Source organism: Streptosporangium sp. NPDC006930, from assembly GCF_040635605.1.
Taxonomy (GTDB): domain Bacteria; phylum Actinomycetota; class Actinomycetes; order Streptosporangiales; family Streptosporangiaceae; genus Streptosporangium.
Genome location: NZ_JBEYID010000001.1, coordinates 501,527 through 527,327 on the forward strand (window position 1 = coordinate 501,527; position 25,801 = coordinate 527,327).

General features: G+C 71.1%; 23 protein-coding genes. 15 read left to right on the plus strand and 8 right to left on the minus strand.

What is annotated here, in order from left to right:
- The first annotated feature begins 129 nt into the window (after positions 1–129).
- Both kynU and ABZ664_RS02380 read left to right on the plus strand, forming a co-directional pair.
- Complete coding sequence (gene kynU, locus ABZ664_RS02375) at positions 130–1,623, plus strand: kynureninase (RefSeq protein ID WP_362501848.1); 1,494 nt, start codon at positions 130–132, stop codon at positions 1,621–1,623.
- Entirely contained in the window at positions 1,578–2,954 is a 1,377-nt protein-coding gene (locus tag ABZ664_RS02380) for an NAD(P)/FAD-dependent oxidoreductase (RefSeq protein ID WP_362502241.1), read from the plus strand. Before kynU ends, ABZ664_RS02380 begins: the two co-directional genes overlap by 46 nt.
- Before the next feature lie 166 nt (positions 2,955–3,120).
- Here the strand turns inward: ABZ664_RS02380 and ABZ664_RS02385 are convergent, their stop codons facing one another.
- The gene (locus ABZ664_RS02385; protein WP_350947333.1) at positions 3,121–3,750 is read right to left on the minus strand and encodes a cupin domain-containing protein; all 630 of its coding nucleotides are present in this window, start codon (positions 3,748–3,750) and stop codon (positions 3,121–3,123) included.
- A 95-nt stretch (positions 3,751–3,845) separates the two neighbouring features.
- On the opposite strand from ABZ664_RS02385, the gene ABZ664_RS02390 reads away from it, so the two are divergent.
- Complete coding sequence (locus ABZ664_RS02390) at positions 3,846–5,063, plus strand: damage-control phosphatase ARMT1 family protein (protein WP_362501850.1); 1,218 nt, start codon at positions 3,846–3,848, stop codon at positions 5,061–5,063.
- A gap of 10 nt (positions 5,064–5,073) precedes the next feature.
- On the opposite strand, the gene ABZ664_RS02395 is transcribed toward ABZ664_RS02390, so the two are convergent.
- The 3 genes from ABZ664_RS02395 to ABZ664_RS02405 form a co-directional block, all read right to left on the minus strand.
- Positions 5,074–5,739, minus strand: coding sequence for an AIM24 family protein (locus ABZ664_RS02395; protein WP_362501852.1), 666 nt, complete (start codon positions 5,737–5,739; stop codon positions 5,074–5,076).
- Positions 5,740–5,821: 82 nt separating this feature from the next.
- Positions 5,822–6,481 (minus strand): DUF47 family protein, encoded by a 660-nt coding sequence (locus tag ABZ664_RS02400; protein WP_350947336.1) that lies wholly within the window; start codon positions 6,479–6,481, stop codon positions 5,822–5,824.
- A complete protein-coding gene (locus ABZ664_RS02405; RefSeq protein ID WP_362501854.1) occupies positions 6,478–7,458 on the minus strand; it encodes an inorganic phosphate transporter in 981 nt (326 codons plus the stop codon). The genes ABZ664_RS02400 and ABZ664_RS02405 overlap by 4 nt, the downstream gene beginning before the upstream one ends.
- Positions 7,459–7,922: 464 nt before the next feature.
- Here ABZ664_RS02405 and ABZ664_RS02410 point away from each other — a divergent pair, with 464 nt between their 5' ends.
- Positions 7,923–8,627, plus strand: coding sequence for a dihydrofolate reductase family protein (locus ABZ664_RS02410; protein WP_362501857.1), 705 nt, complete (start codon positions 7,923–7,925; stop codon positions 8,625–8,627).
- A gap of 90 nt (positions 8,628–8,717) precedes the next feature.
- Here the strand turns inward: ABZ664_RS02410 and tnpA are convergent, their stop codons facing one another.
- On the minus strand, positions 8,718–9,140 hold the full coding sequence (gene tnpA / locus ABZ664_RS02415; RefSeq protein WP_362501859.1) for an IS200/IS605 family transposase: 423 nt from the start codon (positions 9,138–9,140) through the stop codon (positions 8,718–8,720).
- Between the two features lie 22 nt (positions 9,141–9,162).
- On the opposite strand from tnpA, the gene ABZ664_RS02420 reads away from it, so the two are divergent.
- The 5 genes from ABZ664_RS02420 (at position 9,163) to ABZ664_RS02440 (ending at position 14,578) form a co-directional block, all read left to right on the plus strand.
- Entirely contained in the window at positions 9,163–10,335 is a 1,173-nt protein-coding gene (locus ABZ664_RS02420; protein ID WP_362501861.1) for an RNA-guided endonuclease TnpB family protein, read from the plus strand.
- An 87-nt stretch (positions 10,336–10,422) separates the two neighbouring features.
- Entirely contained in the window at positions 10,423–10,866 is a 444-nt protein-coding gene (locus ABZ664_RS02425; RefSeq protein WP_350947339.1) for a deaminase, read from the plus strand.
- A gap of 409 nt (positions 10,867–11,275) precedes the next feature.
- Entirely contained in the window at positions 11,276–12,502 is a 1,227-nt protein-coding gene (locus ABZ664_RS02430) for a glycosyltransferase family 9 protein (RefSeq protein WP_362501863.1), read from the plus strand.
- A 34-nt stretch (positions 12,503–12,536) separates the two neighbouring features.
- Positions 12,537–13,616: a glycosyltransferase family 9 protein gene (locus ABZ664_RS02435; RefSeq protein WP_362501865.1), complete on the plus strand. Its 1,080-nt coding sequence runs from the start codon at positions 12,537–12,539 to the stop codon at positions 13,614–13,616.
- Positions 13,613–14,578 carry a UDP-glucuronic acid decarboxylase family protein gene (locus tag ABZ664_RS02440; protein WP_362501867.1) on the plus strand — a complete coding sequence of 322 codons (966 nt, stop codon included), beginning with the start codon at positions 13,613–13,615 and terminating at the stop codon, positions 14,576–14,578. Before ABZ664_RS02435 ends, ABZ664_RS02440 begins: the two co-directional genes overlap by 4 nt.
- A gap of 111 nt (positions 14,579–14,689) precedes the next feature.
- Here the strand turns inward: ABZ664_RS02440 and ABZ664_RS02445 are convergent, their stop codons facing one another.
- The gene (locus ABZ664_RS02445; RefSeq protein WP_362501869.1) at positions 14,690–15,877 is read right to left on the minus strand and encodes an ROK family protein; all 1,188 of its coding nucleotides are present in this window, start codon (positions 15,875–15,877) and stop codon (positions 14,690–14,692) included.
- Between the two features lie 286 nt (positions 15,878–16,163).
- Between ABZ664_RS02445 and ABZ664_RS02450 the strand changes: the two genes are divergently transcribed.
- From ABZ664_RS02450 to ABZ664_RS02470, 5 genes are all read left to right on the plus strand, one after another.
- Entirely contained in the window at positions 16,164–17,636 is a 1,473-nt protein-coding gene (locus ABZ664_RS02450; protein WP_362501871.1) for a sugar ABC transporter ATP-binding protein, read from the plus strand.
- Positions 17,633–18,676 carry an ABC transporter permease gene (locus ABZ664_RS02455; RefSeq protein WP_362501873.1) on the plus strand — a complete coding sequence of 348 codons (1,044 nt, stop codon included), beginning with the start codon at positions 17,633–17,635 and terminating at the stop codon, positions 18,674–18,676. The genes ABZ664_RS02450 and ABZ664_RS02455 overlap by 4 nt, the downstream gene beginning before the upstream one ends.
- On the plus strand, positions 18,673–19,611 hold the full coding sequence (locus ABZ664_RS02460) for an ABC transporter permease (protein WP_362501875.1): 939 nt from the start codon (positions 18,673–18,675) through the stop codon (positions 19,609–19,611). The genes ABZ664_RS02455 and ABZ664_RS02460 overlap by 4 nt, the downstream gene beginning before the upstream one ends.
- A gap of 31 nt (positions 19,612–19,642) precedes the next feature.
- Positions 19,643–20,863 (plus strand): substrate-binding domain-containing protein, encoded by a 1,221-nt coding sequence (locus ABZ664_RS02465; RefSeq protein WP_362501877.1) that lies wholly within the window; start codon positions 19,643–19,645, stop codon positions 20,861–20,863.
- Positions 20,864–21,140: 277 nt separating this feature from the next.
- The gene (locus tag ABZ664_RS02470) at positions 21,141–21,980 is read left to right on the plus strand and encodes a sugar phosphate isomerase/epimerase family protein (RefSeq protein ID WP_362501879.1); all 840 of its coding nucleotides are present in this window, start codon (positions 21,141–21,143) and stop codon (positions 21,978–21,980) included.
- A gap of 31 nt (positions 21,981–22,011) precedes the next feature.
- Here ABZ664_RS02470 and ABZ664_RS02475 read toward each other — a convergent pair whose 3' ends face one another.
- Together ABZ664_RS02475 and ABZ664_RS02480 are read right to left on the minus strand one after the other, a co-directional pair.
- Entirely contained in the window at positions 22,012–23,520 is a 1,509-nt protein-coding gene (locus ABZ664_RS02475; protein WP_362501881.1) for a hypothetical protein, read from the minus strand.
- A gap of 209 nt (positions 23,521–23,729) precedes the next feature.
- On the minus strand, positions 23,730–24,689 hold the full coding sequence (locus tag ABZ664_RS02480; protein WP_362501883.1) for a LysR family transcriptional regulator: 960 nt from the start codon (positions 24,687–24,689) through the stop codon (positions 23,730–23,732).
- A gap of 327 nt (positions 24,690–25,016) precedes the next feature.
- On the opposite strand from ABZ664_RS02480, the gene ABZ664_RS02485 reads away from it, so the two are divergent.
- Positions 25,017–25,796: a putative hydro-lyase gene (locus ABZ664_RS02485; RefSeq protein WP_362501885.1), complete on the plus strand. Its 780-nt coding sequence runs from the start codon at positions 25,017–25,019 to the stop codon at positions 25,794–25,796.
- Positions 25,797–25,801: the final 5 nt, after the last annotated feature.

Sequence of the window (25,801 nt, forward strand, 5' to 3'; positions counted from 1 at the left end):
CTCCGTCATCTTGAAACCGGATGTCCCGAGAACCTTCCGTCCGGAAAGCGCACGGCCCGAATCATCTCACTCTGCTGATTTTCACTTGAGTTCAGTATGGGTGAACATAAGAGAGGAGAAGGAGATGATGTGACGAGTGAACGCGCCGGGGGTCCGGCAACGGAGATGTCGGACGTGACGGCCGCGGGGGCCGGGGGCCTCGGCGATCTCCATGACACCGGCGGTGACGTGGACCGCGCCCCGCGCCGTGACCTGGGCGGATACGAAGGATCCGGTGGCCGTGGCGGCCTTGGGGAGACCGGTCTGCCCGGTGAGCGGGAGGCGCTCGCCGCCGACGCCGAGTCCGCACGACAGGCCAGGGCCGCCGGAAGGCCGGTGTGCCGCCGCGCGGAGTTCCTCGTCCCGCCCGCCCCCGCCACCTCCCGGCACCCCGAGCTCGCCTACTTCGCCGGCAACTCGCTCGGCCTCCAGCCCCGCGCGGCCCGCGCCGCGATCTCCGCCGAGCTGGACGACTGGGCCATGCACGCGGTCGAGGGCCACCACCGCGCGGCGCACCCCTGGTTGCCCTACCACGCGGAACTGCGCGAGGACGCCGCGGCGCTCGTGGGCGCGTTCCCCGACGAGACCGTGGTGATGAACTCCCTCACGGTCAACCTGCACCTGATGATGGCGACCTTCTACCGCCCGGCGGGTGAGCGCACCCGCATCGTGATCGAGGACCACGCCTTCTCCTCCGACAGCTACGCGGTGCGCAGCCAGGCCGTACACCACGGCCTCGACCCCGACGAGACGGTGGTCCGCCTGCGCCCCCGCGAGGGCGAGGACTGCCTGCGCACCGCCGACATCGTGGACTACCTGGCCCGCGAGGGGCACCGGGTGGCGCTCGTGCTCCTGGGCGGGGTCAACTACCTGACCGGTGAGTTCCTCGACATCCCCGCCGTCACCGCGGCCGGGCACGCGGCCGGGTGCCGCGTCGGCTGGGACCTCGCGCACGCCGCGGGGAACGTGCCGCTCGCGCTGCACGACTGGGACGTGGACTTCGCGGCCTGGTGCTCGTACAAATATCTCAACTCAGGTCCCGGCGCCGTCGCCGGATGCTTCGTGCACCGGCGCCACGTGACCGATCCCACGCTGCCCCGGCTCGCCGGATGGTGGAGCACCGAGGAGGCGACCCGCTTCGAGATGCGGCCCGAACTCGTCCAGGTACCCACCGCCGACGCCTGGCAGATCTCCAACCCGCCGATCCTCGCGATGGCCCCGGTACGGGTCTCGCTGCGGATGTTCGCCGAGACCGGGATGGCGGCGCTGAGGGAGCGGAGCCTGGCGCTCACCGGCTACCTGGAAGGGCTGCTCGCCGAGGTGGTCCGCGACCGCCCGCTGCAGATCGTCACGCCCGCCGACCCGGCCAGGCGCGGAGCCCAGCTCTCCCTCCGGGTGACCGGCGGCGTCCCCGGCGCCGATGACGCCGCGAACCTCGCCGCCCGGCTGCACGAGGTCCACGGCGTCCTCGCCGACGTGCGGCGCCCGGACGTCATCCGGCTCGCCCCCGTGCCCCTGTACTCCACGTTCCACGACTGCTGGCGGGCCGCCGACGCGCTCGCCAGGGAGGTGAGCCCGAGATGAGGTCCCCCGGCGAGGTCGCCGTGGTCGGCGCGGGGCTGGTCGGCTGCCTGACGGCCTGCTACCTGGCCCGCCGAGGCTACGAGGTCACCCTGTACGAGCGCAGGCCCGACCCGCGCGAGGCCGCCCCCGAGCGCGGACGCTCGATCAACCTGGCGATCTCCGAGCGGGGGATCGACGCGCTGCGCCGGATCGGGCTGGACGAGACCGTTCTGAAGGCCGCGCTGCCGATGCCCGGCCGGATGATGCACGCCCCCGACGGCACGCTCAGCTTCCAGCCCTACAGCGCGGGAGGGCAGCGGGCGATCAACTCCATCAGCCGCTCCGAGCTCAACCGCACCCTGCTGGACGCCGCCCTCGGCATGCCGGGGGTCCGCGCGCTCTTCGAGCACCGGCTGACCGGACTCGACGTCGACTCGGGCCGGATGGACTTCGACACGCCCGGCGGTCCCGTCACCCGCACCGCCCAGGTCGTGCTCGCCGCCGACGGCGCCTACAGCGCGGTACGGGGACGGCTGCAGTTCCTTCCCGGCTTCGACTTCAGCCAGGAGTACCTCGACTACGGCTACAAGGAGCTGACGATCCCGGCGCGCGACGGCGGGTTCGCCCTCGACCCGGGCGCGCTGCACATCTGGCCGCGCGGCAAGGCGATGATGATCGCCCTGCCCAACCCGGACAGGTCCTTCACGTGCACGCTGTTCTGGCCCAAGTCGGGGCCGGGCAGCTTCGCCGAGCTGGACACCGCGGAGCGCTTCGAGGAGTTCTTCGCCGCGAACTACGCCGACGCCCACGCCCTCATGCCCGACCTCGCCGACGACTACGCCCACAACCCGATCGGGCACCTGGTCACCATGCGGGCCCGCCCCTGGCACGTACGCGGCACAGGGGGAGCGGCGGTCGGCCTGCTCGGAGACGCGGCCCACGCGATCGTCCCCTTCTACGGCCAGGGCGCGAACTGCGGCTTCGAGGACTGCGTGGAGCTCGACCGCTGCCTGGAGGAGGCCGGCGACGACTTCCCCCGGGCCCTCGCCATGTACGGGGCCCGGCGCAAGGAGCACGCCGACACCATCGCCGAACTCGCGCTGGAGAACTTCGTCGAGATGCGCGACAAGGTCGCCTCCCGGTCGTTCCTGCTGCGCAAACGCGTCGAGCACGGCCTGGAACGGCTGCTGCCCGGCGTCTACGTCTCCCGCTACGAGCTCGTCTCGTTCAGCACGGTGCCCTACGCCGAGATCCAGCGGCGCATCTCCCGCCAGCGCGGGGCGGTCGCCGCCGGGGCACTCGGCGCGCTGGCCGCGGTCGCGCTGGCCACCCGCGCCCTGCGCCGCCGCTGACCACCTCCGCGCGGTCGCTCGCCGAGCGTCCCGAGCCGCTGTCGGCCGCGTCGTGCGGTCGCCCGGCGAGCGTTGCGCGCGGGGGCCGTCCCGCGTGGTCGTGACGTCCTGCCGTGGCGGTGGATCGCTCCGCGCCGGATCGCCTTCGCGCCCGGCGGGGAGGGAGTCAGAACAACCGGGGGGTCACCACGGACACGACCGTGGTGACCCGGTCGGTGTCGTTGAACATGCTGTGCGGGACGGTCGATCTCAGGTGGACGCTGTCGCCCGGGTACAGCCGGTGCTCGACGCCGTCGACCTCGTACAGCAGCTCGCCCTCCAGCACGAAGGCGAACTCCTCCCCGGCGTGACCGTAGGAGTTCTCGCGTTTGCCGCCGGGAGCGATGTGCACCAGCAGCGGTTCGAGCACCAGGTTCGGGCCCCTCGCCGAGAGCATGCGGTAGGTCTGCTGGCCCGAGATGTATTCGGTGGCGGCCGTCGCCGAGCGGGTGAGCGTGAAGTGGCTCGGCAGATGGGAGACCGGGGCGCGCGTCTCCTGCGTCTCCTCCTCGGGCGGCACGTCGTTGAAGAACTCCGCCACGCTGCGGTCGAGCGCGGTGGCCACGCTGTTGAGCGCGGTGAGGCCGATGGAGGAGATCCCCCTCTCGACCTGCGAGAGGAACCCGATCGAGAGCCCGGAGTGGGTGGCGAGACCGCGTAGTGTCAGACCGCGTTCCTTGCGGAACTGCCGCATCCGGGCTCCGACGGCGTCGTGGCGGTCCAGCTCCTCACCGCTGTGACGCTCCGATGTGCCCACCTGCGGCTCCCTCCGTCAGGCAGCGTGACCGCCTGTTCGCTCTAGCTAAACATATTTCATAACAAGAGTCGTCCCGCGTCAAAAAGGAGTCGGAAATGGCAGACGGTGATGCCCGGCAGCGGCCTGCGGGGCCCTCGGCGCCGCAGGATCCGCCGGTGTTCCTGAGCGACGTCCCCGGTTCCTATCCGTGGCGCGTTCTTCATGAACGGCACCCCGCCCTGATCGAGAAGGTCCGCACCGCCACGCCGTACGACCTCGGGGCGAACCGGGCGCTCGACCTGCTGCTTGAGGAGATCGAGGGGGTGATCGAGCCGCTTGAGGAGTCCGCGCACGACCGTGACCTGTGGGAGAGCTGGGACCGGGGCCATGTCGGGCGGCGGTGGGACGACGCGCCGTTCCTGTGGGCGGAGAGTTACTTCTACCGCAGGCTCCTGTCCGCGGTCGGCTACTTCGGGCCGGGACCGTGGCGAGGCGTCGACCCGTTCGAGCCCTTCAAGCAGGCCGAGCTGTTCGGCGAGGCCGTCGACGAGGAGCTTCGCGAGCTCGACGCGGTGGCCGCGCTGCCCTCCGCGGAGCGGGCCCAGGCGCTCGTTCTGAGGGCGCTGTGGGGGAACCGGGCCGACCTGGTGTTCCGGGTCGCGGCCGGCCCCGAGCTCGCCGGGAGGGAGTCCGGGCTCCTCGCCGACGACAGCGCGCTCCTGTGGTCACTCGTCGACGGCGAGGAGGCCGGTCGCGGGGGGCTCGCGAGGATCTGCCTCGTCGCGGACAACGCCGGGAGCGAGCTGCTGCCCGACCTCGTCCTCATCGACCACCTGCTGCACGCCAGGGGAGCGGGCAAGGTCGTCCTGCACGTCAAGCCCCTGCCGTACTACGTGTCCGACGCCACCCCGGCCGACGTCCTGGCCTGCCTGCGCAGGATGGCCGCCGCCGGTGGCGAGGCGGGAGAGGTCGCGGGGCGGCTGCGGGCGGCGCTCGGGTCGGGCAGGCTGCTCATGCGGGCGTACGCCTTCTCCTGCGCGCCCCTGCCCTACCGGGAGATGCCTTTCGGTATGCGGGAGGACTTCGCGACCGCGTCACTCACGATCATGAAGGGTGACCTGAACTACCGCCGTCTCGTCGGCGACAGGGCCTGGCCGCACACCACCCCGTTCGCCGAGGCCACCGCCTACTTCCCCGGCCCGGTCGTGGCGCTGCGCACCCTGAAGTCCGAGGTCGCGGTCGGCCTGGACGGAGACGTGGTCACGTCGCTGGAGGCCACGGGCCGCCCTTGGCTGACCACCGGCGCCCACGGCCTCATCCAGGCCAGAGCGTGAGCGGCGGGGGTCAGCCGGAGTTGGGGATGATCGGGCCCTCGCTCGCCTGGACGAGGACGAAGCCCTCTCCCCTGAACGCGAGCTGCAGAGCCTCGCCGCTGCCTCGCCCGATCAGAGCCCCCGCCTTCATCGTGCGGTTGACCCCCACGTGCAACCCCGCGCTCCAGCACACCGCGGACTGGCCGTCGGCGAAGGTCGGCGCCTGGGAGGTGTCGAGGAGCACGGGGGCGCCGTGCGCGGTGACCGCCACCCAGCCGGTGCCCTTGAGCGTGGTGTTGAACAGGCCGCCGGTGGCGACGCCCGCGCCCTGGACGCGCTGGATGTCCCAGGTGAGCTGCGGGTCGAAGGCGAGCAGGTTGGTGCCGTTGACGGTGAGCGCCTCGTCCTCCAGGTAGAACAGGTGCACGTCGGTGGCGTTGTCGGCGAAGAAGATCACGCCCTGCCCCCGGACGCGCATCAGCGGCGCGCCCTCCCCGCTGACCATCTTCTTCAGGAAGCGGCCGACGCTCCCCGCGCCCTCGTAGTCGAAGTCCATCTGTCCTTGGAAGGCGACCATCGACCCCTGCCGGGCGAGCACCTCCCCGTTCAGCCGCACCCGCAGCATCTTGGCGTTCTGCAGGGCGAAGTGGCCGGGGAACCGGTCCTGGTCAAGGTTTCCGAAGAACGAGCTGCGCACGGGAGATGCCTCTCAGCGTCGGGGACGTCGCATGGTGAACGGTCGCATGGGATTGACGAACCCGGCCACCCGGGAGTTCCCTTCAGTGGCTCCGTTTGAGCATCGCGTCCGCGAGCGCGTCGGCGGCCTCGCCGAGCCGGCGGCCCACCGCGTCGAGCCGCGACAGCAGCTCGCGCCTGCGCAGGGTGTCCATGGTCAGCCGCTCGGCGAACAACTCGGCGAGCCGGGCCTGGTAGAGCTGGCGGACGCGACTGCACGCCTTGCGGGTGGCGAGCACGGCCCCGGTGACCGAGGCCGGGTCGTCGATCATCTTCAGTACGGCGCCCTCCAGTTCGTCGAGACCGTCGATCACCGCCCGCAGCGGCTCGACCGCGAACCGCACGTCCTGTGGCCCGAACAGGTCGATCTCGCGCACGCAGTCGCGTAGCTGGTCCAGCACGTCGTCGATCGAACGGGAGAGCCTGAACAGGTCCTCCCTGTCGAGAGGGGTCGCCAGCACCCGCCGCAGGATCCGTACCAGCCGGGCTCTGGCCTCGTCCCCCTCGTGCTCCACGTCGGCCATCCGGGCGCGTGCCTTCGACCGTTCGATCTCGCCGTCCGCGACCGAGAGGGCGAGCACGGCTCCCGCCCGCGCGATGGCGACCTGCTCCCTCACCAGAGAGACGATCCGCCGCCCCGACCGGCCGCGCAGGTCGTCCCAGGCACGCGCGAACCTCCGGGTGCGGCCCTCGGTGCCGCTCACATCAGCCTCAGCGCGAGACCGCCGAGACAGCCCAGCGCCATCGACGACGGCAGCGTGACCAGCCATGCCGTACCCACGTTCACGACGCCCTGCCATCGCACCCTCCTCGTTCCCTCGCTCGTCGCCGCGCCGACCACCCCCGCGGTGATCGACTGGGTCATGCTCACCGGGCTTCCCAGGGCCGAACTGCCGAGGACGGCGCCGGTGGCCGCCGTCTCGGCGGAGACGATGTGCAGCGGGCGGGTGATGACCACCCCGCGGCCCAACCGGCCTCCGACGCGGATCAGACTCGTCAGGGCACCGGCGAGGAAGAGCGCCACGAGGGCGGCCATCCACACCGGCGGGACCTCGACGGGCCCCACCCCGCCGAGCCCGTGACGGCTCACGCCGATCGCCACGCTCACCACCGCGATCATCTTCTGGCCGTCGTTCACCGCGTACGCCACGCACTGGGCCGAGTAGGCGAGCAGGTGGGTGGTGAACACCAGTCGCGGCATGCGACGGTAGGACGGCACGTGGTGCGACAGGGCCCCCAGCAGATAGCCCAGGACCAGCCCGGCGAGGGGCGCGCAGGCCCCGATCGCGAGGACGGTGCCCAGGTCCCCCCACGACACGGAGAGCCCGGCGCCGAGTCCCGCGCCGCTGATGCCGCCGATCACCGCGAGGGTGAGGCTGGTCGGCAGGCCCCTGCCGGTCAGCACCGCGACCACCGCCACCGCGATCACCACTCCCACCAGGAACGCCGCCGCGCCGCCGCTCGTCCCGAGCCCGGCCAGCCGCTCGGTGAACGTGCGCGCGACCGCGACCCCCAGGAGGTACGGGACGGCGAAGAGCACGGCCACGAGGAGCACGGTGACCGCCCATCCGGGGGAGCGGGGGAACCTGAGCCCGAGACCGATGATGGTGGCCCCGTCATTGGCCCCGCTGGCCAGCACGAAGAGGATCGCCACGGCGGCGAACGCGAGGGTCCATCCCATCAGCGGTGATACCGCCGTTCGCGCCTCGCGCCCGCGCCGCACTCGCGTCCCGGATGCCTCGCCGTCACGCCTCCCCCTCGCCCCCGGAAGCGCGGAGGGCACTGGCGGTGCGAGAGACGGGGGCGGCGAGGGTGACGAGGGTGGCGAGGGGGCGCGCGCGGCCGGTGTCGCGGAGACGGTGGCGGGTCGGCCTTCCGAGAGGTCGAAGAAGACCCGGGGAGCGTCCGTGGCCACGTCTCGGCGGACTCGCGCGCATTTATGCCCCTTCAATGAGAAAGCTTTATTTTTAGGTTAACAGAGGGTAAACGAAGGGGGAATTGCCGCTGACGTACAGATGACATCCTGTCTTCGCCGGTACGCGACCGGCGGGGAGTGGCCGGGCGGGACGCGCGGAGGGGACGTCGCCACGAGCGGGTACGGCGAGGTTGTTACGATCGGCCGGTGCCCAAGCGGGGAGGTGGAGGGTGGGCGAGCGCCCCTACGTGCTGCTGAGCTGCGCGATGTCCGTCGACGGATACATCGACGACGAGACGCCGCGACGGCTCCTGCTCTCCAACGACGAGGACTTCGACCGGGTCGACGCGGTCCGCGCCACCTGCGACGCGATCCTGGTCGGAGCGGGCACCGTCCGCCGCGACGATCCGCGACTCCTCGTCAGGTCGCGGGAGCGCGCGCTGGAGCGGGTCGCGCGCGGCCTGCCGCCGTCTCCCGCGAAGGTGACGCTCACCGCCACCGGAGACCTCGACCCGGGCGCCGCCTTCTTCACGGCCGGTGACGCGGAGAGGATCGTGTACGCCGCGCCGGCGGCGGTGGCGAAGCTCGCCGAGCGTCTCGGCGGGGCCGCCGAGGTGGTCGACGCCGGTGCCCCGGGCGTCGACGGTGGCGCGGGCGGCGCGGTCGACCTGGGCCGCGTCCTGTGTGACCTGTACGGGCGGGGGGTGCGCCGCCTGATGGTCGAGGGCGGCACCTCCGTGCACACCCGCTTCCTGCGGGAGGATCTCGTGGACGAACTCCACCTCGTCGTCGCGCCGTTCTTCGTCGGCGATCCGGCGGCCCCGCGTTTCGTCGGGGGCGGGGAGTTCCCCCGTGACCGCGATCGCAGAATGGACCTGGCGGAGGTCCGCAAGATGGGCGACGTCACCCTCCTGCGCTACCAGATTCGTCCGTAGTGCTCCGGCGTTCAGGCCGGGGTGAAGCGGACTCGCCCGCGTAGCGGGGCAGGAAAAGCCGATCCGCCGCCACGGCGGATCGGCGTCCGGTCAGGCTCGGACGGGGCGGTTCTGCTGCTCGATGTACCGGCGCAGGACGCTGATCGGTGCGCCGCCCACGCTTCCGGCGAAGTAGGAGCCCGACCACAGCTTGTTCGCCCGGTAGTAGTGGCGGGCCAGTTCGGGGAACTCGGTTCGCATCCGGCGGGAGGAGACGCCCTTGAGGCTGTTGACGAGCCGGGACAGGGCGATCTTGGGCGGGAAATTGACCAGCAGGTGAACATGGCTGGCCTCGCCGTTGAACTCGGCCAGTTCGGTCTCGAAGTCGGCGCAGACGTCCCGCATGATCTGTTCCAGGCGTTCCAGGTGTGCCCCGGTGAACACCCGATGCCGGAACTTGGTCACGAAAACCAAATGGGCATGAAGGACAAAAACACAGTGCCTGCCGGTTCTGATGTCTCCATGTTCGGCCATAGACCAATGGTAGGGTCATGGTGTGCAGCTTCGGTACAACGTCCGCCTCTACCCGTCGCCGGGTCAGCGCGAATCGCTGGCGCGAGCGTTCGGGTGCGCGCGGACGGTGTACAACGACGGGCTGCGCGCCCGGACCGACGCCCGCGAGCAGGGGGTGGCGTACGTCTCGGACGCGGAGTTGTCCAAGCGGGTCATCACCGCCGCGAAGAACACCCCGCAACGAGCATGGCTGGGCGAGGTGTCAGCCGTGGTGTTGCAGCAGGCGCTCGCGGACCTGAACACCGCCTACCGCAACTTCTTCGCCTCGCTGTCGGGCAAACGGAAGGGGCCCAAGGTCGCCGCCCCCCGGTTCCGATCCCGCAAGGACAACCGGCAGGCCATCCGGTTCACGAAGAACGCCCGGTTCCAGGTCACGGCGGGCGGGAAACTTCGCCTGCCGAAGATCGGCGACGTGAACGTCCGCTGGTCGCGGGATCTGCCCGCCGACCCGTCGAGCGTGACGGTCATCAAGGACGCCTCCGGCAGGTACTTCGCGAGCTTCGTCGTCGAGACCGGCGGCGAGCAACTCCCGGAGTCGGCCGCCGAAGTGGGGATCGATCTCGGTTTGACGCATTTCGCGGTGCTGTCGGACGGCCGGAAGGTGGACAACCCGCGCTTCCTGCGCCGGGCCGCGAAGAAGCTCCGCAAGGCCAAGGGATCGAACAACCGCACCAAGGCCAAGGCCAAGGTCGCCAGGGCGCACGCCCGGGTGACCGACGCGCGCCGCGACTTCGCCCACAAGCTCTCCACGAGCATCATCCGCGAGAACCAAGCGGTGGCCGTGGAGAACCTGTCGGTGTCCGGTCTCGGACGCACACGACTCGCCAAGTCGGTACACGACGCCGGATGGTCGCAGTTCACGACCATGTTGGAGTACAAGGCCAAGCGGTACGGGCGGACCTTCACGAAGATCGACCGCTGGTTCCCCTCCTCCAAGCTCTGCTCTGACTGCGGGCACATCGCCGAGTCGATGCCGCTCAACGTCCGGTCGTGGACCTGCCTGTGCGGGGCCGTCCACGACCGGGACATCAACGCGGCGATCAACATCCTGGCCGCCGGACGGGCGGACAGGCTAAACGACTGTGGAGACCCGGTAAGACCACCGCTCGCGGTGGCTCAGGTCGACGAAACAGGAAGCCTCAGAGGTGCCGCGTGAACGCGCGGCGCGGGCTGAATCCCCGGCCTTCAGGCCGGGGAGCGCGTCGACTGCTGACCTGAGACGCCGTCCACGGGGGAGGCCGAGATGAGCGACCGCGAATGGCTGGAGCTGGCGTGCGACCTGGCGAGGTCGTGCCCGCCCTCGGAGACGGCCTTCTCGGTCGGCGCCGTGGTCGTCTCCGCCGACGGTGAGGAGATCTCCCGGGGCTACTCGCGGGAGAACGACCCCCACGTCCACGCGGAGGAGTCGGCGCTGGCCAAGATCTCCCCGGACGATCCCCGGCTGGCCGGCGCCACGGTCTACAGCAGTCTGGAGCCGTGCAGCGCGCGCGCCTCGCGTCCCAGGACCTGCACCCGGCTGATCCTGGACAGCGGCGTGCGGCGCGTGGTGATGGCGTGGCGCGAGCCGCTGGTCTTCGTCGACTGCCATGGGGCCGAGGAACTCGCGGCGGCCGGGGTGACCGTGCTGGAGATTCCCGAGCTGGCGGACCGGGCCCGCGAGCCCAACGCCCACCTCGTTCCCGGCTGAGGGGCTCTGCACCCGGCTCTCCGGCTGATCGGCTTTCCGCGTGCCCTGCCGCCGGCCGATCGGCTCCTCGCCCGCCGCCTCCCGTGACCGCCCCCGGTTATCCGATCACCAGGGCCGTCCGGTCTCGCGGGGATTCACCGTCGCGAAGCTTCGCTACCCGGCCGATGGGCCGGGTAATCACCATAGCGATTACTTATAGTGATAAAAGTAATTGCATACTCCTCTTAACTGCGCTTATGTACGATTTTTCGGTTTGTGTGGTCGCTCCTCTCGGTAGTCAGTAGATATCGAACGAGAGGCCGAGCGCCATGGGATTTCTCGGTAAAAATACGACATTTCATGACTTATTGGCCGTTTTTGCGGTCAACGGGAAGATCGCCCACGTCGTGACGCGACCGGGGGAGCGACGGTGATCGGCACCGTTCTCGTCGCCCGCCTGGACAAGGCGGGCGACGTCCTGCTGGCGGGACCCGCGATCCGCGCGGTGGCCGCGAGCGCGCGGGAGGTCGTGCTGCTGACCGGGCCGTGCGGCCGGGCCGCCGCCGAACTGCTGCCCGGGGTGTCGAGAGTGGTGGAGTGGCGTACGCCGTGGATCGACCCCGCCGCGCCGCTCGTGACCGGCACGCACGTCCTGAGGTTGCTGCGCGTCGTCCGTGACGTGGCCCCCGACCAGGCGCTCATCCTCACCTCGCGCCACCGGTCTGCGCTGCCGCTGGCCCTGCTGCTCAGGCTGGCGGATACGCCGAGGATCGCCGCGATCTCCACCGACCACCCGGGCTCGCTGCTCGACGTGTGGCACGCCGTCGACGAGGAGGCGGACATGCCGGAGCCCGAGCGAATGCTCGGGCTGGCCGCGGCGGCGGGATTCGAGCTTCCGGCGGAAGACGCGGGCGGCCTCGCCGTGCGACGCCCGCTGCCCGATGTCGGCCACCTCACCGGGGCGCCGGGCTACGTGGTCCTGCACCCCGGCGTCTCGGCCCCCGCCGGGGCGTGGCCGGAGGAGAACTGGGCACGCGCGGTCCACGACCTGGTCCGCTCGGGTCGCAGGGTCGTCGTGACCGGCGACCGGGACGAGCGGGGACTCACCGCGCGGATCGCTTCGGGTGCCGGGCAGCACGGCCTGTCGCCGGGTCCCCTCTTCGCGGGCGACTGGATGAGCGAAGGCCCCGCCCGCCTGCGCGGCTGGGAGATGGACGAGCCCGCCTTCACGGCGGGCTGGGTCGACGGTGAGTCGGCCGCGACGGGTGGCCGGGGTTCGAACGGCCACCCGGGCCCGCGTGACGGGCGGCCCGGCGGCCACCCGGGTAGGTCCGTCGTCGATCTGGGCGGCAGGACGACCTACCCCGAGTTCGCCGCGGTGCTCGAAGGAGCGTGCGCGGTGGTCGTCGCCGACACGGGACCCGCCCACCTCGCGGCGGCGGTCGGCACACCGGTCGTCAGCCTGTTCGCCCCCGCCGGGCGCTGGGCGCCGTACGGGGTGCCGGCCGTGCTCCTCGGAGACAGGCGGACGTCCCGCGAGACGACGTGGGCCGGAACCCGTCCGGTCGCCGGTCACCCGTGTCCGGCGTCGGTGCCGAGCGCGCGGGTCGTCGAGGCGGTCGACCACCTGACGTTCGTGAAGGAGACCGTCACATGAGGATCGCCCCGACGTTCGTGAAAGAGGTCGTCACATGAGACTCCCCCCGTTATCTGACCATGCGCGTCCTTCTGACGCCGGCAGCGAGACCGACAGCGAGACCGGCGTCGAGACCGGCGTCGAGTCCGGCGCCGACACCGGCAGCGACACCGCGGGGCGGAACGTCGCCCTGGAGGACGATCAGCCGGTCATGATCGTGCTGCGCGGACTGGGGCTGGGTGACCTGCTCACCGTCGTCCCCGCCCTGCGGGCTCTGCGGCGATCCCATCCCGACCACCGGATCGTGCTGGCCGCGCCCGCCGCGCTGGCGCCCCTGGTGCCGTTGATCGGCGGGGTGGACGAGGTGTGCGACGTGTCGGGCCCCGGTCACGTGCCGCGCCTCGGGCGGCGTGTCGACGTCGCCGTCAACCTGTACGGCGGTGGCCGGCGAGGCATCGCCGCGCTCCACCGCACCGGCCCGGCTCGGCTGCTGACCTACCGGCATCCCGCCTTCCCCGACGCGTACGGACCGGACTGGGCGGAAGGCGTGCACGAGGTGCGGCGCTGGTGCGACCTGCTCGGCTGGTACGGCATCGAGGCCGATCCCGCCGATCTGGAACTGGAACGCCCTCCCCTCGCCGACGAGGGCTCGCGGCCGGTCGTCATCCACCCGGGAGCCGCATACCCGGCCAGGCGCTGGCCGCCGGAGCGGTTCGCGCTCGTGGCCGCGGAACTGCGGGACAACGGGCACCGGGTCGTGGTCACGGGGGGCGAGCGGGAAAGGGACCTCGCCGAACGGGTGGCCCTGCTCGCGGGGCTGCCGTCCACGTCCGTACTCGCCGGGCGCACCGGGTTGCTCGAACTGGCCGGGTTGGTGGCGGGGGCACGGCTGGTGATCTGCGGCGACACCGGCGTGGCTCACCTGGCGGCCGCCTTCCTCACCCCTTCGGTGACGCTGTTCGGCCCCGTCTCGCCCGCGCTGTGGGGACCGCCGCCGACGGGGCCGCACACCGTCCTGTGGGCAGGAGGTCTCGGCGATCCCTACGGGTACCGGCCCGATCCGGGACTGCTGGAGATCGGGGTCTGGGACGTCCTCGACGCCGCCGCGCGCCTGATGGAGGTGGGGGTGCGGTGAACGGGCGGCGGGTGGTGGTGACCGGTGGCGCGGGATTCGTCGGGTCACACCTGTGTGAGCGGCTGCTGGACGAGGGGGCGGAGGTGGTCTGCCTGGACAACTTCCTCACCGGTTCGCCGGCCAACGTCGGGCACCTGGTCGGGTTGCCCGCCTTCCGGCTGGTGGAGTGCGACGTCACGAGTTTTCTGCGGGTGCCCGGGGAGGTGGACCTGGTGTTGCACCTCGCCTCGGCGGCCTCGCCGGTGGACTACCTGCGCCATCCGATCGAGACGTTGAAGGCGGGCAGCCTGGGCACGCTGCACGCGCTGGGGCTGGCCAGGAACAAGGGCGCCCGGCTCGTGCTCGCCTCCACCAGCGAGGTCTACGGCGATCCGCTGGAGCATCCGCAGCGCGAGACCTACTGGGGCAACGTCAACCCGGTGGGACCGCGCAGCGTCTATGACGAGGCCAAGCGGTTCGCCGAGGCGCTGACCACCGCGTACCGGACCTGTCACGGCACCGACACCGCGATCGTACGGATCTTCAACACCTACGGGCCGAGGATGCGGCCCTATGACGGCCGGGCCATTCCCACCTTCGTGCGCCAGGCGTTGCGCGGTGAGCCGATCACGGTGGCCGGCGACGGAGGGCAGACCCGGTCGGTGTGCTACGTCGACGACACCGTGGAGGGGATCGTGGCTCTGGCCCGCGGCGAGATGACCGGGCCGGTCAACATCGGCAATCCCACCGAGCTGAGCGTGCTGGCCCTCGCCGAGACGGTCCGGCACCTGACCGGCTCGGAGTCACCGATCCGCTTCGTCGGCCGCCCCGACGACGATCCGCAGATCCGCCGTCCCGACATCTCCCTCGCCGTCTCCGCGCTGGGATGGCGGCCGAAAATCGACGTCATCGAGGGACTGCGCCGTACCATCGCCTGGTTCGCGCGGGAACTCAGCGCGTCGCAGGAGCTGATCCCCCGCTGAGAGGTCTCCTTCCCGCCGGGGCCGGGGTGGATCGCGAAAGCCACCTACCCGCCGGGAAGCGGGGTAGGCGGGGTGAGCGGGGTAGGCCGCGACGGTCCCATCGGGGATCGGTCAGACGGCGGGGACGGAGACGGAGCGGTCGACGCTGCCGGGGGCGAGCACGTGCTCGATGACCATGACGGCGGCGCCGATCACACCCGCGCGGTCGCCCAGCTCGCTGGCGGTGATCGTCAGGTGCTGGGTGGCGAGGGGCAGCGACCGGCTGTAGATGACCTCGCGAAGCCCGGCGAGCACCTGCTCACCGGCCTCGGAGATGTCGCCGCCGACCACGATCACCGAGGGGTTGAAGAAGTTGACGATCGAGGCGAGCACGTCGCCGACCTCGCGGCCCGCCTGCCGGATGAGCTGCACGGCGTCGGTGTTGCCCGCGCGTACGAGGCGGACCACGTCGCGGCTGTCGTCGGCCTCCACCCCGTCCGCGGACAGCTTGGCGGCCATGGCGGCGCCACTGGCGACGGCTTCCAGGCAGCCGACGTTGCCGCAGCGGCAGACGGTGTTCAGGGCCGAGGCCACCCGGATGTGCCCGATGTCGCCGGCCGCGCCCTGGGCGCCCCGGTGCAGACGGCGGTCGCTGATGATGCCGCAGCCGATGCCGGTGCCAATCTTGACGAAGATGAGGTGGTCGGCGCCGGGGCGGGCGGCCCAGTGCTCGCCCAGCGCCATGATGTTCACGTCGTTGTCGACGAGGACGGGGGCGCCGAGGCGCGAGCCGAGCCACTCGGGAACGGGGAAACCATCCCAGCCCGGCATTATCGGCGGATTGACCGGGCGTCCCGAGCTGTGCTCGACCGGGCCGGGCAGGCCGACGCCGATGCCGCAGATCTCCTCCGGGCGGTGACCGATCTCGGCGAGCATCTCCTCGAAGGTGCGCTGGAGCCAGCCGAGCGTCTCCTCGGGTCCGCGGTCTATCGGCACCTCGGCCGCGCGCTCGGCGAGGACCGTGGTGCCGAGGTCGGTGACCGCCACCCGGGCGTGAGTGGCACCGAGGTCGGCGGAGAGGACGACGCGGGCGGTGCGGTTGAACGTGAAGGCGATGGCGGGGCGGCCCCCTGAGGAGATGGCCTCCTCGGTGGGGATGATCCACTGCTGGCTCAGCAACGCGTCGAGACGCTGGGCCAGGGTGGACCTGGCCAGCCCGGTGAGCTGGACCAGTTCGGCCCTCGTTCTGGCCTGACCGTCGCGCAGGATGTTGAGAAGCGCCCCCGCACCGGCGATCGAACCGTTCGCTTCGCTGAACATGCACACAGTCAACACCCCTTGTTTCCGCTGCGTCAAAGCGACTTAGGCGCTCGGCCTGCCTCATTATGCCAAATGGTGACATCCTTTTGCTTGACCGTCGCCATAAGAGCGCTTTAGCATCCGGACACATGAAGGAAATCGGCCGGTTACCGACGAATCGATTACCATCCGGTGACGTCGGGACCGGATTTTCGGATGTGTTAGCCCTGTCCCTGATATCCCAGGTATCCCTGGCACCTCAGGCGCGTTTTCCCGCCGCCGTATCTCGCGCGGGGACGGTAGCCTCATGATCCTGAGAATGCGCGGCATCGCCAAGAGTTTTCTCGGGGTTCGCGTACTGAGCGAGGTCGATCTGGAGGTCGCCGCCGGAGAGGTGCACGCGGTCGTCGGTGAGAACGGCGCGGGAAAGTCCACGCTGATGAAAGTCCTCGCCGGGGTGCACGCCCCTGACGAGGGCAGCATCGAGATCGACGGCACCGAGGTCTCCTTCGCCCACCCGGTCGAGGCGCAGCGCGCCGGGGTCGCGATCATCTACCAGGAGTTCAACCTGCTGCCCGAGCGCAGCGTCGCCGAGAACGTCTTCCTCGGCCGCGAGCCCGTCCGGCGGGGGCTGGTCGACAGGGAGGCGATGGAGACCGCCACCGCCCGGCTGCTCCAGGAACTCGGCGAGACCTCCTTCACCCCCCGGGACCTGGTCCGTCACCTCTCCATCGCCCAGCAGCAGGTCGTGGAGATCGTCAAGGCGCTCTCCCAGGACGCCAGGATCATCGTGATGGACGAGCCCACGGCGGCACTCGCGGATCACGAGGTGGAGCTGCTCTACCGGCTGGTGGCCCGCCTGCGGGAGCGGAGCATCGCCGTCCTCTACATCTCCCACCGGCTGCGAGAGGTCTTCGACCTGTCCGACCGGGTGACGGTGCTGAAGGACGGCACGCTGGTCAGGACCGCGGACACCGCCGAGATCACCTCCGACGAGCTGGTCCGGCTGATGGTCGGCCGCGACCTCGGCACCTACTTCCCCGACAGGGGCACGGAGCCCGGAGAGGTGCGGCTCAGCGTGCGCGGCGGAGGCAACGCCGTGCTCGACGGGATCGACCTCGAACTGCGCGAACGCGAGATCCTCGGGGTGGCCGGCCTGCAGGGGTCGGGCCGCACCGAGCTGGCCAAGGCCCTGTTCGGAGCCGAGCCGTTCACGCGCGGCACGATGAGCCCGCTGCGGCCGACATCGGTGCGGCAGGCCGTGGCCGCCGGGATCGGCCTGGTGAACGAGGACCGCAAGGCCGAAGGGCTCGCGCTGCGCCAGTCCGTACGGGACAACGCCCTGCTGGTCTCCCGCTCGGTGCGCAGGATCGGCAACGGCGGCAGGATCGGCGGGACCGGCGGGACCGGTGTCCTCGAACTCCTGGAGGCGGTACGACTCCACCCGCCCCGCCCCGAGCAGGAGGTCCGCTACCTGTCCGGCGGCAACCAGCAGAAGGTCGTGCTGGCCAAGTGGATGACCGTGGCGCCGAAGGTCCTGATCTTCGACGAGCCCACGCGCGGGGTCGACGTGGGTGCCAAGGCCGCCATCCACGATTTGATGCGCGGCCTGGCCGAGGACGGAATGGCGATCATGATGATCTCGTCCGAGCTTCCCGAGCTGATCGGCATGAGCGACCGCGTCGTCGTGATGCGCGACGGCCGCATCGCCGGTGCGCTGCCCGCCGGATCCTCGGAGGAGGCCGTCATGCGCCTGGCCGCCGGTGAGGTGACGTCATGACCGGCCGGGGCAGGCCCGCGGCGGCGACCGGCACCGCCGCGCCCGCCGCCCCCATCCCGCCGGAAGGGGAGAGAAGACGCGCCCTGGTGGGCCGCATCGGCTCGACCCAGGTCATCTACCTCGCCCTGGCCGGGGTCATGCTCGTCGGATGGGTGTTGGTCGCCCTCGACGGGGGCGACTTCCTCACGCTGGAGACCATCGTCGGTATCCAGCAGCGCTCGGCCGCGCTGGGCATCGTCGCGGTGGGTCAGACGCTGGCGATCCTGGTCGGGTCGCTGGACCTGTCGGTGGCGTACCTGATCAGCCTCACCTCCCTCGTCGCGGCCGAGATCATGGCCGGGCAGGACGGCGGAATCGTTCCCGGCGTCGCGGCGGTGCTCGCGGTGAGCGCGCTGATCGGGCTGGTTAACGGCCTGGTCATCACCCGGCTGCACGTCCACGCCTTCATCGCGACCCTCGGCACGGCCCTCATCGTCAAGGGGATCGTGGACCACCTCTACGACGGTCCCGCGGGCAGCGTGCCCGACTCCTTCCAGCGGCTCGGCTACGACAGGATCGGACCGGTCCCCGTCTCCGCGCTGCTGTGGGCCGCCGTCGCGCTCGCCGTCTGGTTCCTGCTGCGCCGTACCAGGCTCGGGTACCGGATCTACGCGGTCGGCGGTGACGAGGAGGTGGCCAGGCTGTCCGGCGTACGGACCGGCAGGATCGTCGTCGCCGCACACATCCTGTGCTCGGTCTGCGCGGGCGTCGCCGGGCTGCTGCTGGCGAGCAGGCTCGGCGCGGGCGCGCCCACGGTCGGCACCGACGGCGGCTACGACCTGGAGTCGATCGCCGCGGTGGTCCTCGGCGGTACGGCCCTGGCCGGAGGCAGGGGCGGGGTCGCCGGGACGGTCGGCGGGGTGTTGCTGCTCGCCGTGCTCGACAGCGTCTTCAACCAGCTGGAGGTCAACGCGTTCTTCAAGGACGTGGTCCGCGGCGTGGTGATCGTCGTCGCCGTGGCCGTCTACGCCCGCCGCGGCGCGAGGGGGCGATCCCGATGAGAGCCCTCAGGTCCATGGGGCCGATCCTCGCCGTGCTGGCGGTGCTGCTGGTGCTGATCGCGCTGGTGAACCCGTTCTTCCTGGAGCCCGCCGGGTTCCTCGCCTTCCTCAAGAGGGCCGCGCCGCTGGTCATCCTGGCCGCCGGGCAGTACTTCGTGATCGTCTCGGGGGAGTTCGACCTGTCGGTGGGGTCACTCGTCACCGTGCAGGTCGTGGTGGCCGCCCGGCTGATCGACGGGCAGGAGCAGGCGACCTGGCCGGTGCTGGCCCTGCTGATCGTGATCGGGCTGCTGGTCGGGCTCGCCAACGGGGCCATCACCACCAAGCTGCGGGTGCCGTCGTTCATCACCACGCTCGGCATGATGCTGGTGCTGTCCGGCGCGGTGTTCCTGTGGACCGGCGGCGCCCCGCGCGGCGCGCTGTCGGAGACGTTCCGGATGTTCGGTCGCAGGGATCTCGGCCCGGTGCCCTGGTCGGTACTCATCCTTCTCGTCGCGGGCACCGCGGCGATCCTCCTCATGCGCTCCGACTTCGGTAAGCGGCTCATCGCCACCGGCGACAACGAACGCGCGGCAGGACTGTCCGGGGTGAGGGTCGACCGGACCAGGATCGCCGCCTTCGTCATCTCCGGCCTGGCCGCGGCCGTCGCGGGCATCCTGCTCGGCGGCTTCGCGGGCGTCTCGGCCCAGGTCGGGCAGGGCCTGGAGTTCCAGGCCATCACGGCCGTCGTCCTCGGTGGCGTCGCGCTCGGTGGCGGGCGCGGCTCCGTGGTCGCCGCGATGGCCGGGGCCTTCACCCTCGAAGCGCTGTTCACCCTGCTCAACCTGTACGGGATCTCGGGGGCCCTGGAGTTCGCGGTCCAGGGCGTGATCATCATCGCCGCCGTCGCGGTGAGTTCCGTACGGCTTCCGTTCAGGCGCGCCCTACGCGTCTGAACGCACCCCAGAGAAACAAGGAGAGCCTTCATTGAACAGATCGATCACGGTGCTCGTCGCGGGTGTCTCCGCGATGTTGCTCGCCGCGGGATGCGCCAGTGACAAGCCGGCGACCTCCAGCGCGGCACCGGAGAGCTCGGCGGCCGCCCCGTCCACCGGCGCGTCCACCGCCGCGTCCTCCAACACCGGAGAGCAGTCGAAGTTCTTCGTCCAGGCCGACTACGACGCCCAGCTCGCCATGCGGGCCCAGAGCGCGGAGGGGCCCGCGGACAAGCCGTGGGAGCAGGCCATCGCCCCGGAGATGGTGGACACGGCCAAGTACAAGAAGGACGGTCCCTACAACCTGTGCTTCTCCAACGCCGCGGTGAACAACCCGTGGCGGCAGGTGGGCTGGAAGACCATGCAGGCCGAGGTGGCGCTGCACAAGGAGATCAAGAAGTTCACCGCCCTCGACGCGGAGGGCAAGGACGACAAGCAGATCTCCGACATCGCCGAGCTGGTCGGCAAGGGCTGTGACGCCCTGATCGTCTCGCCCAACACCACCGCGACGCTCACCCCCGCGGTGACGGGCGCCTGCCCCAAGGTCCCGGTGATCGTCTTCGACCGAGGCGTGGAGACCGACTGCCCGGTGACGTTCATCAACCCCATCGGCGGTTACGCCTTCGGCGCCGACGGCGCCGAGTTCCTGGTGGAGAAGGTGCCGGCCGGGGGCAAGGTCCTCGCGCTGCGGATCCTGCCGGGCGTCGACGTGCTGGAGACCCGCTGGTCGGCGGCGAAGGTCACCTTCGACCAGAGCCAGCTCGACGTGGTCGGGGTGGAGTTCACCGACGGCGACGCGGCCAAGACCAAGAGCATCGTGAGCGACTACATCCAGCGGCACGGCAAGATCGACGGGGTGTGGATGGACGCGGGCGCGACCGCCGTGGCGGCCGTCGAGGCGTTCGAGGACGCCGGGGTCCCGGTGCCGGCGATCGTCGGCGAGGACCAGCAGGACTTCCTGCAGAAGTGGAAGAGCGGCGGCCTCACGGCCGTCGCGCCGACCTACCCCACCTACCAGTGGCGCACCCCGATCATCGCCGCCCTGAAGATCCTCAAGGGTGAGGAGGTGCCCAAGACCTGGAAGCTGCCCCAGCCCAAGATCACTTCCGAGAACCTGGACACCTACCTGCAGCCCAACATGCCGCCGCTGCACTACGCGCTCTGCGGTTGCGAGAAGCTGCCGGACTTCCCCGCCGCCTGGGGCGGTAAGTAAGGCCGATCTCCCCGCGGGCCGGGGCGGCGAACAAGAGCGATCCCCCGGCCAGAGCGGTGAGTAAGGCGGATCCACCGGGCTCCGGGCACCGCGAGGCGGTGCCCGGAGCCCACCGCTACCCCACGCGCCGCCTGACCGCGACGCGACGGGAGAATCCCCGGCCCTTCTGGCCGGGGAGGAGGTCGAGTTCACGAGGCTCACGAAGAGCCCGCGAGACGAGTCCGCCGACGGGCTCGGGAGACATTGAGTACGCGTTCAGCACGAAAAGGGGTTGCCGATGTTCCCCATCGGGGTCAACACGTGGGTATGGGTCTCGCCGCTGACGGACGAGGATCTCGCCCGGCTGGCGCCGAAGGTGGCCGCCTGGGGGTTCGACGTGATCGAGCTACCGGTGGAGCAGGCCGGAGACTGGGATCCCGCGCGGGCGGCCGAACTGCTGGAGAGCCTCGGGCTGAAGGCCTCGGTGGTCCTCGTCATGCCACCGGGCAGGGAGCTGGTCGACGCCGACGCGGCGACGGTCGCCGACACCCAGGACTACCTGCGGCGATGTGTGGACGCCGCCGTGGCGGTGGGCAGCCCGGTGATCGGCGGACCCGCCTACGCCTCGGTGGGGCGGACCTGGCGGATGTCGGAGGAGGAGCGCAAGAGCCGCTACGCCGAGCTGCGGGAGAACCTGACCCCGGTCGGCGCGTACGCGGCGGAACGCGGGGTGACGGTCGCCGTCGAACCGCTCAACCGCTACGAGACCAGCCTGGTCAACACCGTCGAGCAGGCCGTCGAGGCGGTCGGCGGGATCCCGGGCGTCGGCCTCGCGCTGGACGTCTATCACATGAACATCGAGGAGCGGGATCCGGCGGCGGCCGTACGGCTGGCCGGGGATCTCGTCGCGCACGTGCAGGTCTGCGCGAACGACCGGGGTGCGCCGGGGGCCGACCACATGGACTGGCCCGCCCTCGTCGACGCCCTGCGCGCCGTGGACTACCGGGGACCGCTCTGCATCGAGTCGTTCACCGCGCACAACCGGACGATCGCCACGGCCGCCTCGATCTGGCGACCTCTCGCCGAGACCCAGGACGCCCTCGCGACCACGGGCCTGGCCTTCCTGCGCACCCTCTGAGGGGCTTCGGCCCCACCTTCCCCAGGGCCGTTCAGTGACCGGTGTCGTCGTCCGTCGCCGTGGAGTCCGTCCCCGTCGCGTCCATCGCCGTGCCGGGGGCGGCGGGTGCCCGCCGGGGGCGCCTGAAGAAGGCGGCCACCGCGTAGGGGTCGACGGGGTCGGAGAGCAGGGCGAGCATCTCCTCCCCACGCTCGGGATCGACCTTGAACGGGTGACCGAACACGTGCGGCCCCGTCCCGTCGCCCAGCAGCCTGGTCAGCATCAGGTCACCGGGTATCGCCTGCCCGGAGAGCAACTCGTCGACCAGCCTCACCCGCTCCCCGGTCCCGTCCCCGGCGGCGGACACGGTGATCTCGTCCCCGGACACGTCGAGGACCTCCCACAGCCGCAGCGGCGTCCGCCGCCAGGACTCCAGCAGCTCCACCTCGTCGTCGCGCAGCCACTCGGCCCGCGCGTCCAGGAACTCGCCGACGACGTCGTTCTCGAACAGCGCCAGGTCCGCGAGGGCGGGCTCCGCCACCCGGACGCTCAGCGCGATCAGATCCTCGATCAGCCGCCTGCGGGCCGGGCGGTAGGCGTACGTGAGCAGCTGCCGGAACAGGTGCGCGGCCCGCTCGGGCAGCGGAGCCCCGGGGATGGTGCGGCACGCGGCGTACTCGGCCGCGTCGCGAACGGCCGGTGCCAGATCGGGGGAGAGGGAGAGCACCTCGGAGATCAGCCCTGCCGCCTCGAACGAACGGCCCTCGCCCTCGGCCGACCTCGCGATCAGCAGCAGGGCGGCCGGCTCGGTGCGGGGCAGTGCCTCGACCAGTGCTGGGCCGAGCGGCTCGCGCTCCACCTCGTCGGCGATCCTCGCGAGCACCGTGTCCGACCGCGACAGGTAGGTGACGGCTTTGGGGAGGCTGGAGAGGTCGGCGCCCTCGCCGTACGTGCGCAGCGCGCTGCGCACCAGGGCGAGCCTGATGATGTCCAGCGGGGCCAGGTCGGCGACCGACGCCGTGTCCCACGGGGCGCCCACGATGCCCACCCGGCCCTCGCGCAGCTCCAGCGAGGCGTTGAGCAGCAGCGGGGACAGCGGCGGCAGCGGGTCGGCGAAGGTCTCGGGGGCCTTCATCAGCAGCTCCAGGACCACGACGTCGACCGGCACACCGGGACTGGGCTCCAGCCCTTCCGCGAAGGCGCGCAGCGCGTCGAGCGCCTGCTCACCGAACTCCTGGACGACCCGCATCACCCGCTCGGCGGGAACGTCGTCCAACTCGGTGACCGACAGCTCCAGGGTGCCGCCGCGCAACCGCAGCGCGATCACCTGCTCCGGCTCCACCCCGGCGAGCCAGCCGTCGGGTCCGGTCAGGACGGGCTCGCCGGTGTCGAGCGAGGTCCGCACCCGGCCGCCGCCCGCCAGGGGCACCCCCTCACCGTCGGCCAGCCGTGCCCACAGCCGCAGGTCGTCGGAGGCGGGCAGCACCCCGCTCGCCAGCTCGGCCCGGGTGGCGAGGTGCGTCAGCACCGCGCCCTCGCTCAGCGTCAGAAGGTCGCTCATTCCTCCATTGTTCTCGACGCCCGGACGTGGAGAGGCCGCCCTCCCCGCCAGGAGCTCGCACAAGCCCGTGGCGGGGAAGGGCGGCGGGGACGGCCGGGCCGCGGGGGCGGCGGACCGGCCTGGTCTCTGGAATCCCTCCGGTGGGGGTGCCGTCAACGTAACGGGGTGCACATGAGGCGCGCCTCTACCAGATGCCCCCTACCGTCACGTTATGGAGAGGTGCCCAGCCGGGGGTTCTCGGTCAGCCACGCCGCGTATCGTCTGCTCCGTCCGATCGCGTCGGAATGCGCGGCCTTCGCGTGTTCGAGGATCGACGCCGCGACCGCGGCGCTCGCGGCCTCCGGGTGCCAGCCGAGCAGCTGCCGCCAGCGCAGCGGAGCTCCCGCGAGCGGTACCAGCTGCAGCCCCTCGACGGGCTGGAAGGTCGCCTGGCACAGCGCGGCGGCGCGTCCGACCTTGGCCAGGTGCATGCAGGTGGCCACGTCGGTCTCGTAGATGGTCTTGGGGGTGAAGCCGGCGCGGGCGCAGGCCGTGGCGAAGCAGTCGCCGAAGCAGCTGTCGCCGGGGGTCACCGTCCACTGCTCGTCGGCCAGCTCCGCGAGCTCAACCTCCTTCCTGTCCACCAGCGGATGGTCCTCGTTGAGCAGCACGAAGACTGGGTCGGTCCCCACGGTCGACCACACCACCGGCCCCTCCACCGGCGGAGGGCTCTCTCCGCAGGCGCCGATGAACGCGAAGTCGATCCGGCCCAGCATCACCATGGCGGTGAGCTCCCTCGCGGACCAGGAGGTGTGGGTGCTCACCGGGGTGGACGGCCAGGCGGTGGCGAGGCGGTCCACCAGACCGCCGAGTATCGGGCCGTGGGTGGCACCCAGCCGGTAGCTGGGGAGGTCGGCGTTCGCGTTGGCGAATCGAAGTGCCTCCTCCTGGAGTTCGCGGGCCGCGGGCAGCAGCACCAGCGCACGTGACAGGACCAGCTGCCCCAGGGGTGTGGGCCTGGCGCCGTTGTGGTCGCGTTCGAAAAGAGCTCCCCCGAGAACCCGCTCTATCCGTTTGAGCTGCGCCGTCAGCGCGGGTTGGGCCAATCCGAGGTGGGTGGCGGCCTTGGTGACGCTGCCGGCCTGTGCCACCGCGCGCACGATCTTGAGGTGTCGGAGCTCGAGATCCATACCGGGAACGTAAGGCCGGGGCGTTATACCTGCAATGCAAACTTGTCATGAAATATGACTCAATTTTGTCGAATCGTTCCAAAAACGTTTTAGGCGCCTTAATTTATATATTTATGGACAGCCGTTAGCCTCTTTCCGGCCGTCTCGTCTGGAGGACACCCGCTCCCGCCGGCCGGAGTCTGACAGCGGTGTCCGACATCCGAGATTTCGGGGACCGGGATTGCGCCGAAGTTTCGGCTGCCGGAGACACCGATATCCAGCATCCGTATCCCCGCCCGCGGACGAGGAACGCTGGGCGGCGGACGGCGCCGAGGTTATGATCCGCCGATGGACGTAGCGGCGCTCACCCCGGCGCGGGCCCGGAGTCACTTCAGGGAGGGGTTGCGGGTGCCCACCGCAGGGTGGTGCCGGGGCTGGACCCAGGCCAACCTGCTCGCCGTGCCCCGCGAACTCGCCTACGACCTGCTCCTGTTCGCCCAGCGCAACCCCGTCGCCTGCCCGGTCCTGGACGTCGGCGATCCCGGTGCGGTGAGCACCGTTCTGTTCGGCGGCGACCTTCGCACCGACCTGCCCGCCTACCGCGTCTACGAGGACGGCAGGGCCGTGGCCGACGTCGGCGACGTTCGCGACCTCTGGCGGAACGACCTGGTCGCCTTCCTGCTCGGCTGCAGCTTCACCTTCGAGGACGCGCTGCTCAGGGCCGGGGTTCCGGTACGGCACATCGAGACGGGGACGAACGTGCCCATGTATCTCACCTCGATCGCCTGCCGTCCCGCGGGATCGCTGGGCGGCCCGCTGGTCGTCTCGATGCGCCCCGTCCCGGCCTCCCTGGTTCCGGCCGCCGTACGGGTGACCGCGAGATATCCGGCCGTGCACGGGGCGCCGATCCATGTCGGCGCCCCCGAGGAGATCGGGATCGCCGACCTCGGCGTCCCCGACTTCGGCGATCCCGTCGAGGTGCGGGCGGGGGAGACCCCGGTCTTCTGGGCCTGCGGGGTGACGCCGCAGGCGGCCGTCATGGCGAGCGGGGTGTCCTTCGCCATCGGCCATCTCCCGGGCCATATGGCGATCACCGACGCCAGGGACGACCGCTTCCAGGTCCCCTGAACGCC

Excerpts from the sequence above, each read along its gene's own strand:
- ABZ664_RS02390 (WP_362501850.1), top strand. The coding sequence starts at position 3,846 with ATGGCAGACGGTGATGCCCGGCAGCGGCCTGCGGGGCCCTCGGCGCCG.
- ABZ664_RS02405 (WP_362501854.1), bottom strand. The coding sequence starts at position 7,458 with ATGGGATGGACCCTCGCGTTCGCCGCCGTGGCGATCCTCTTCGTGCTG.
- tnpA (WP_362501859.1), bottom strand. The coding sequence starts at position 9,140 with ATGGCCGAACATGGAGACATCAGAACCGGCAGGCACTGTGTTTTTGTC.
- ABZ664_RS02425 (WP_350947339.1), top strand. The coding sequence starts at position 10,423 with ATGAGCGACCGCGAATGGCTGGAGCTGGCGTGCGACCTGGCGAGGTCG.
- ABZ664_RS02435 (WP_362501865.1), top strand. The coding sequence starts at position 12,537 with ATGAGACTCCCCCCGTTATCTGACCATGCGCGTCCTTCTGACGCCGGC.
- ABZ664_RS02445 (WP_362501869.1), bottom strand. The coding sequence starts at position 15,877 with ATGTTCAGCGAAGCGAACGGTTCGATCGCCGGTGCGGGGGCGCTTCTC.
- ABZ664_RS02450 (WP_362501871.1), top strand. The coding sequence starts at position 16,164 with ATGATCCTGAGAATGCGCGGCATCGCCAAGAGTTTTCTCGGGGTTCGC.
- ABZ664_RS02455 (WP_362501873.1), top strand. The coding sequence starts at position 17,633 with ATGACCGGCCGGGGCAGGCCCGCGGCGGCGACCGGCACCGCCGCGCCC.
- ABZ664_RS02460 (WP_362501875.1), top strand. The coding sequence starts at position 18,673 with ATGAGAGCCCTCAGGTCCATGGGGCCGATCCTCGCCGTGCTGGCGGTG.
- ABZ664_RS02470 (WP_362501879.1), top strand. The coding sequence starts at position 21,141 with ATGTTCCCCATCGGGGTCAACACGTGGGTATGGGTCTCGCCGCTGACG.
- ABZ664_RS02475 (WP_362501881.1), bottom strand. The coding sequence starts at position 23,520 with ATGAGCGACCTTCTGACGCTGAGCGAGGGCGCGGTGCTGACGCACCTC.
- ABZ664_RS02480 (WP_362501883.1), bottom strand. The coding sequence starts at position 24,689 with ATGGATCTCGAGCTCCGACACCTCAAGATCGTGCGCGCGGTGGCACAG.
- ABZ664_RS02485 (WP_362501885.1), top strand. The coding sequence starts at position 25,017 with ATGGACGTAGCGGCGCTCACCCCGGCGCGGGCCCGGAGTCACTTCAGG.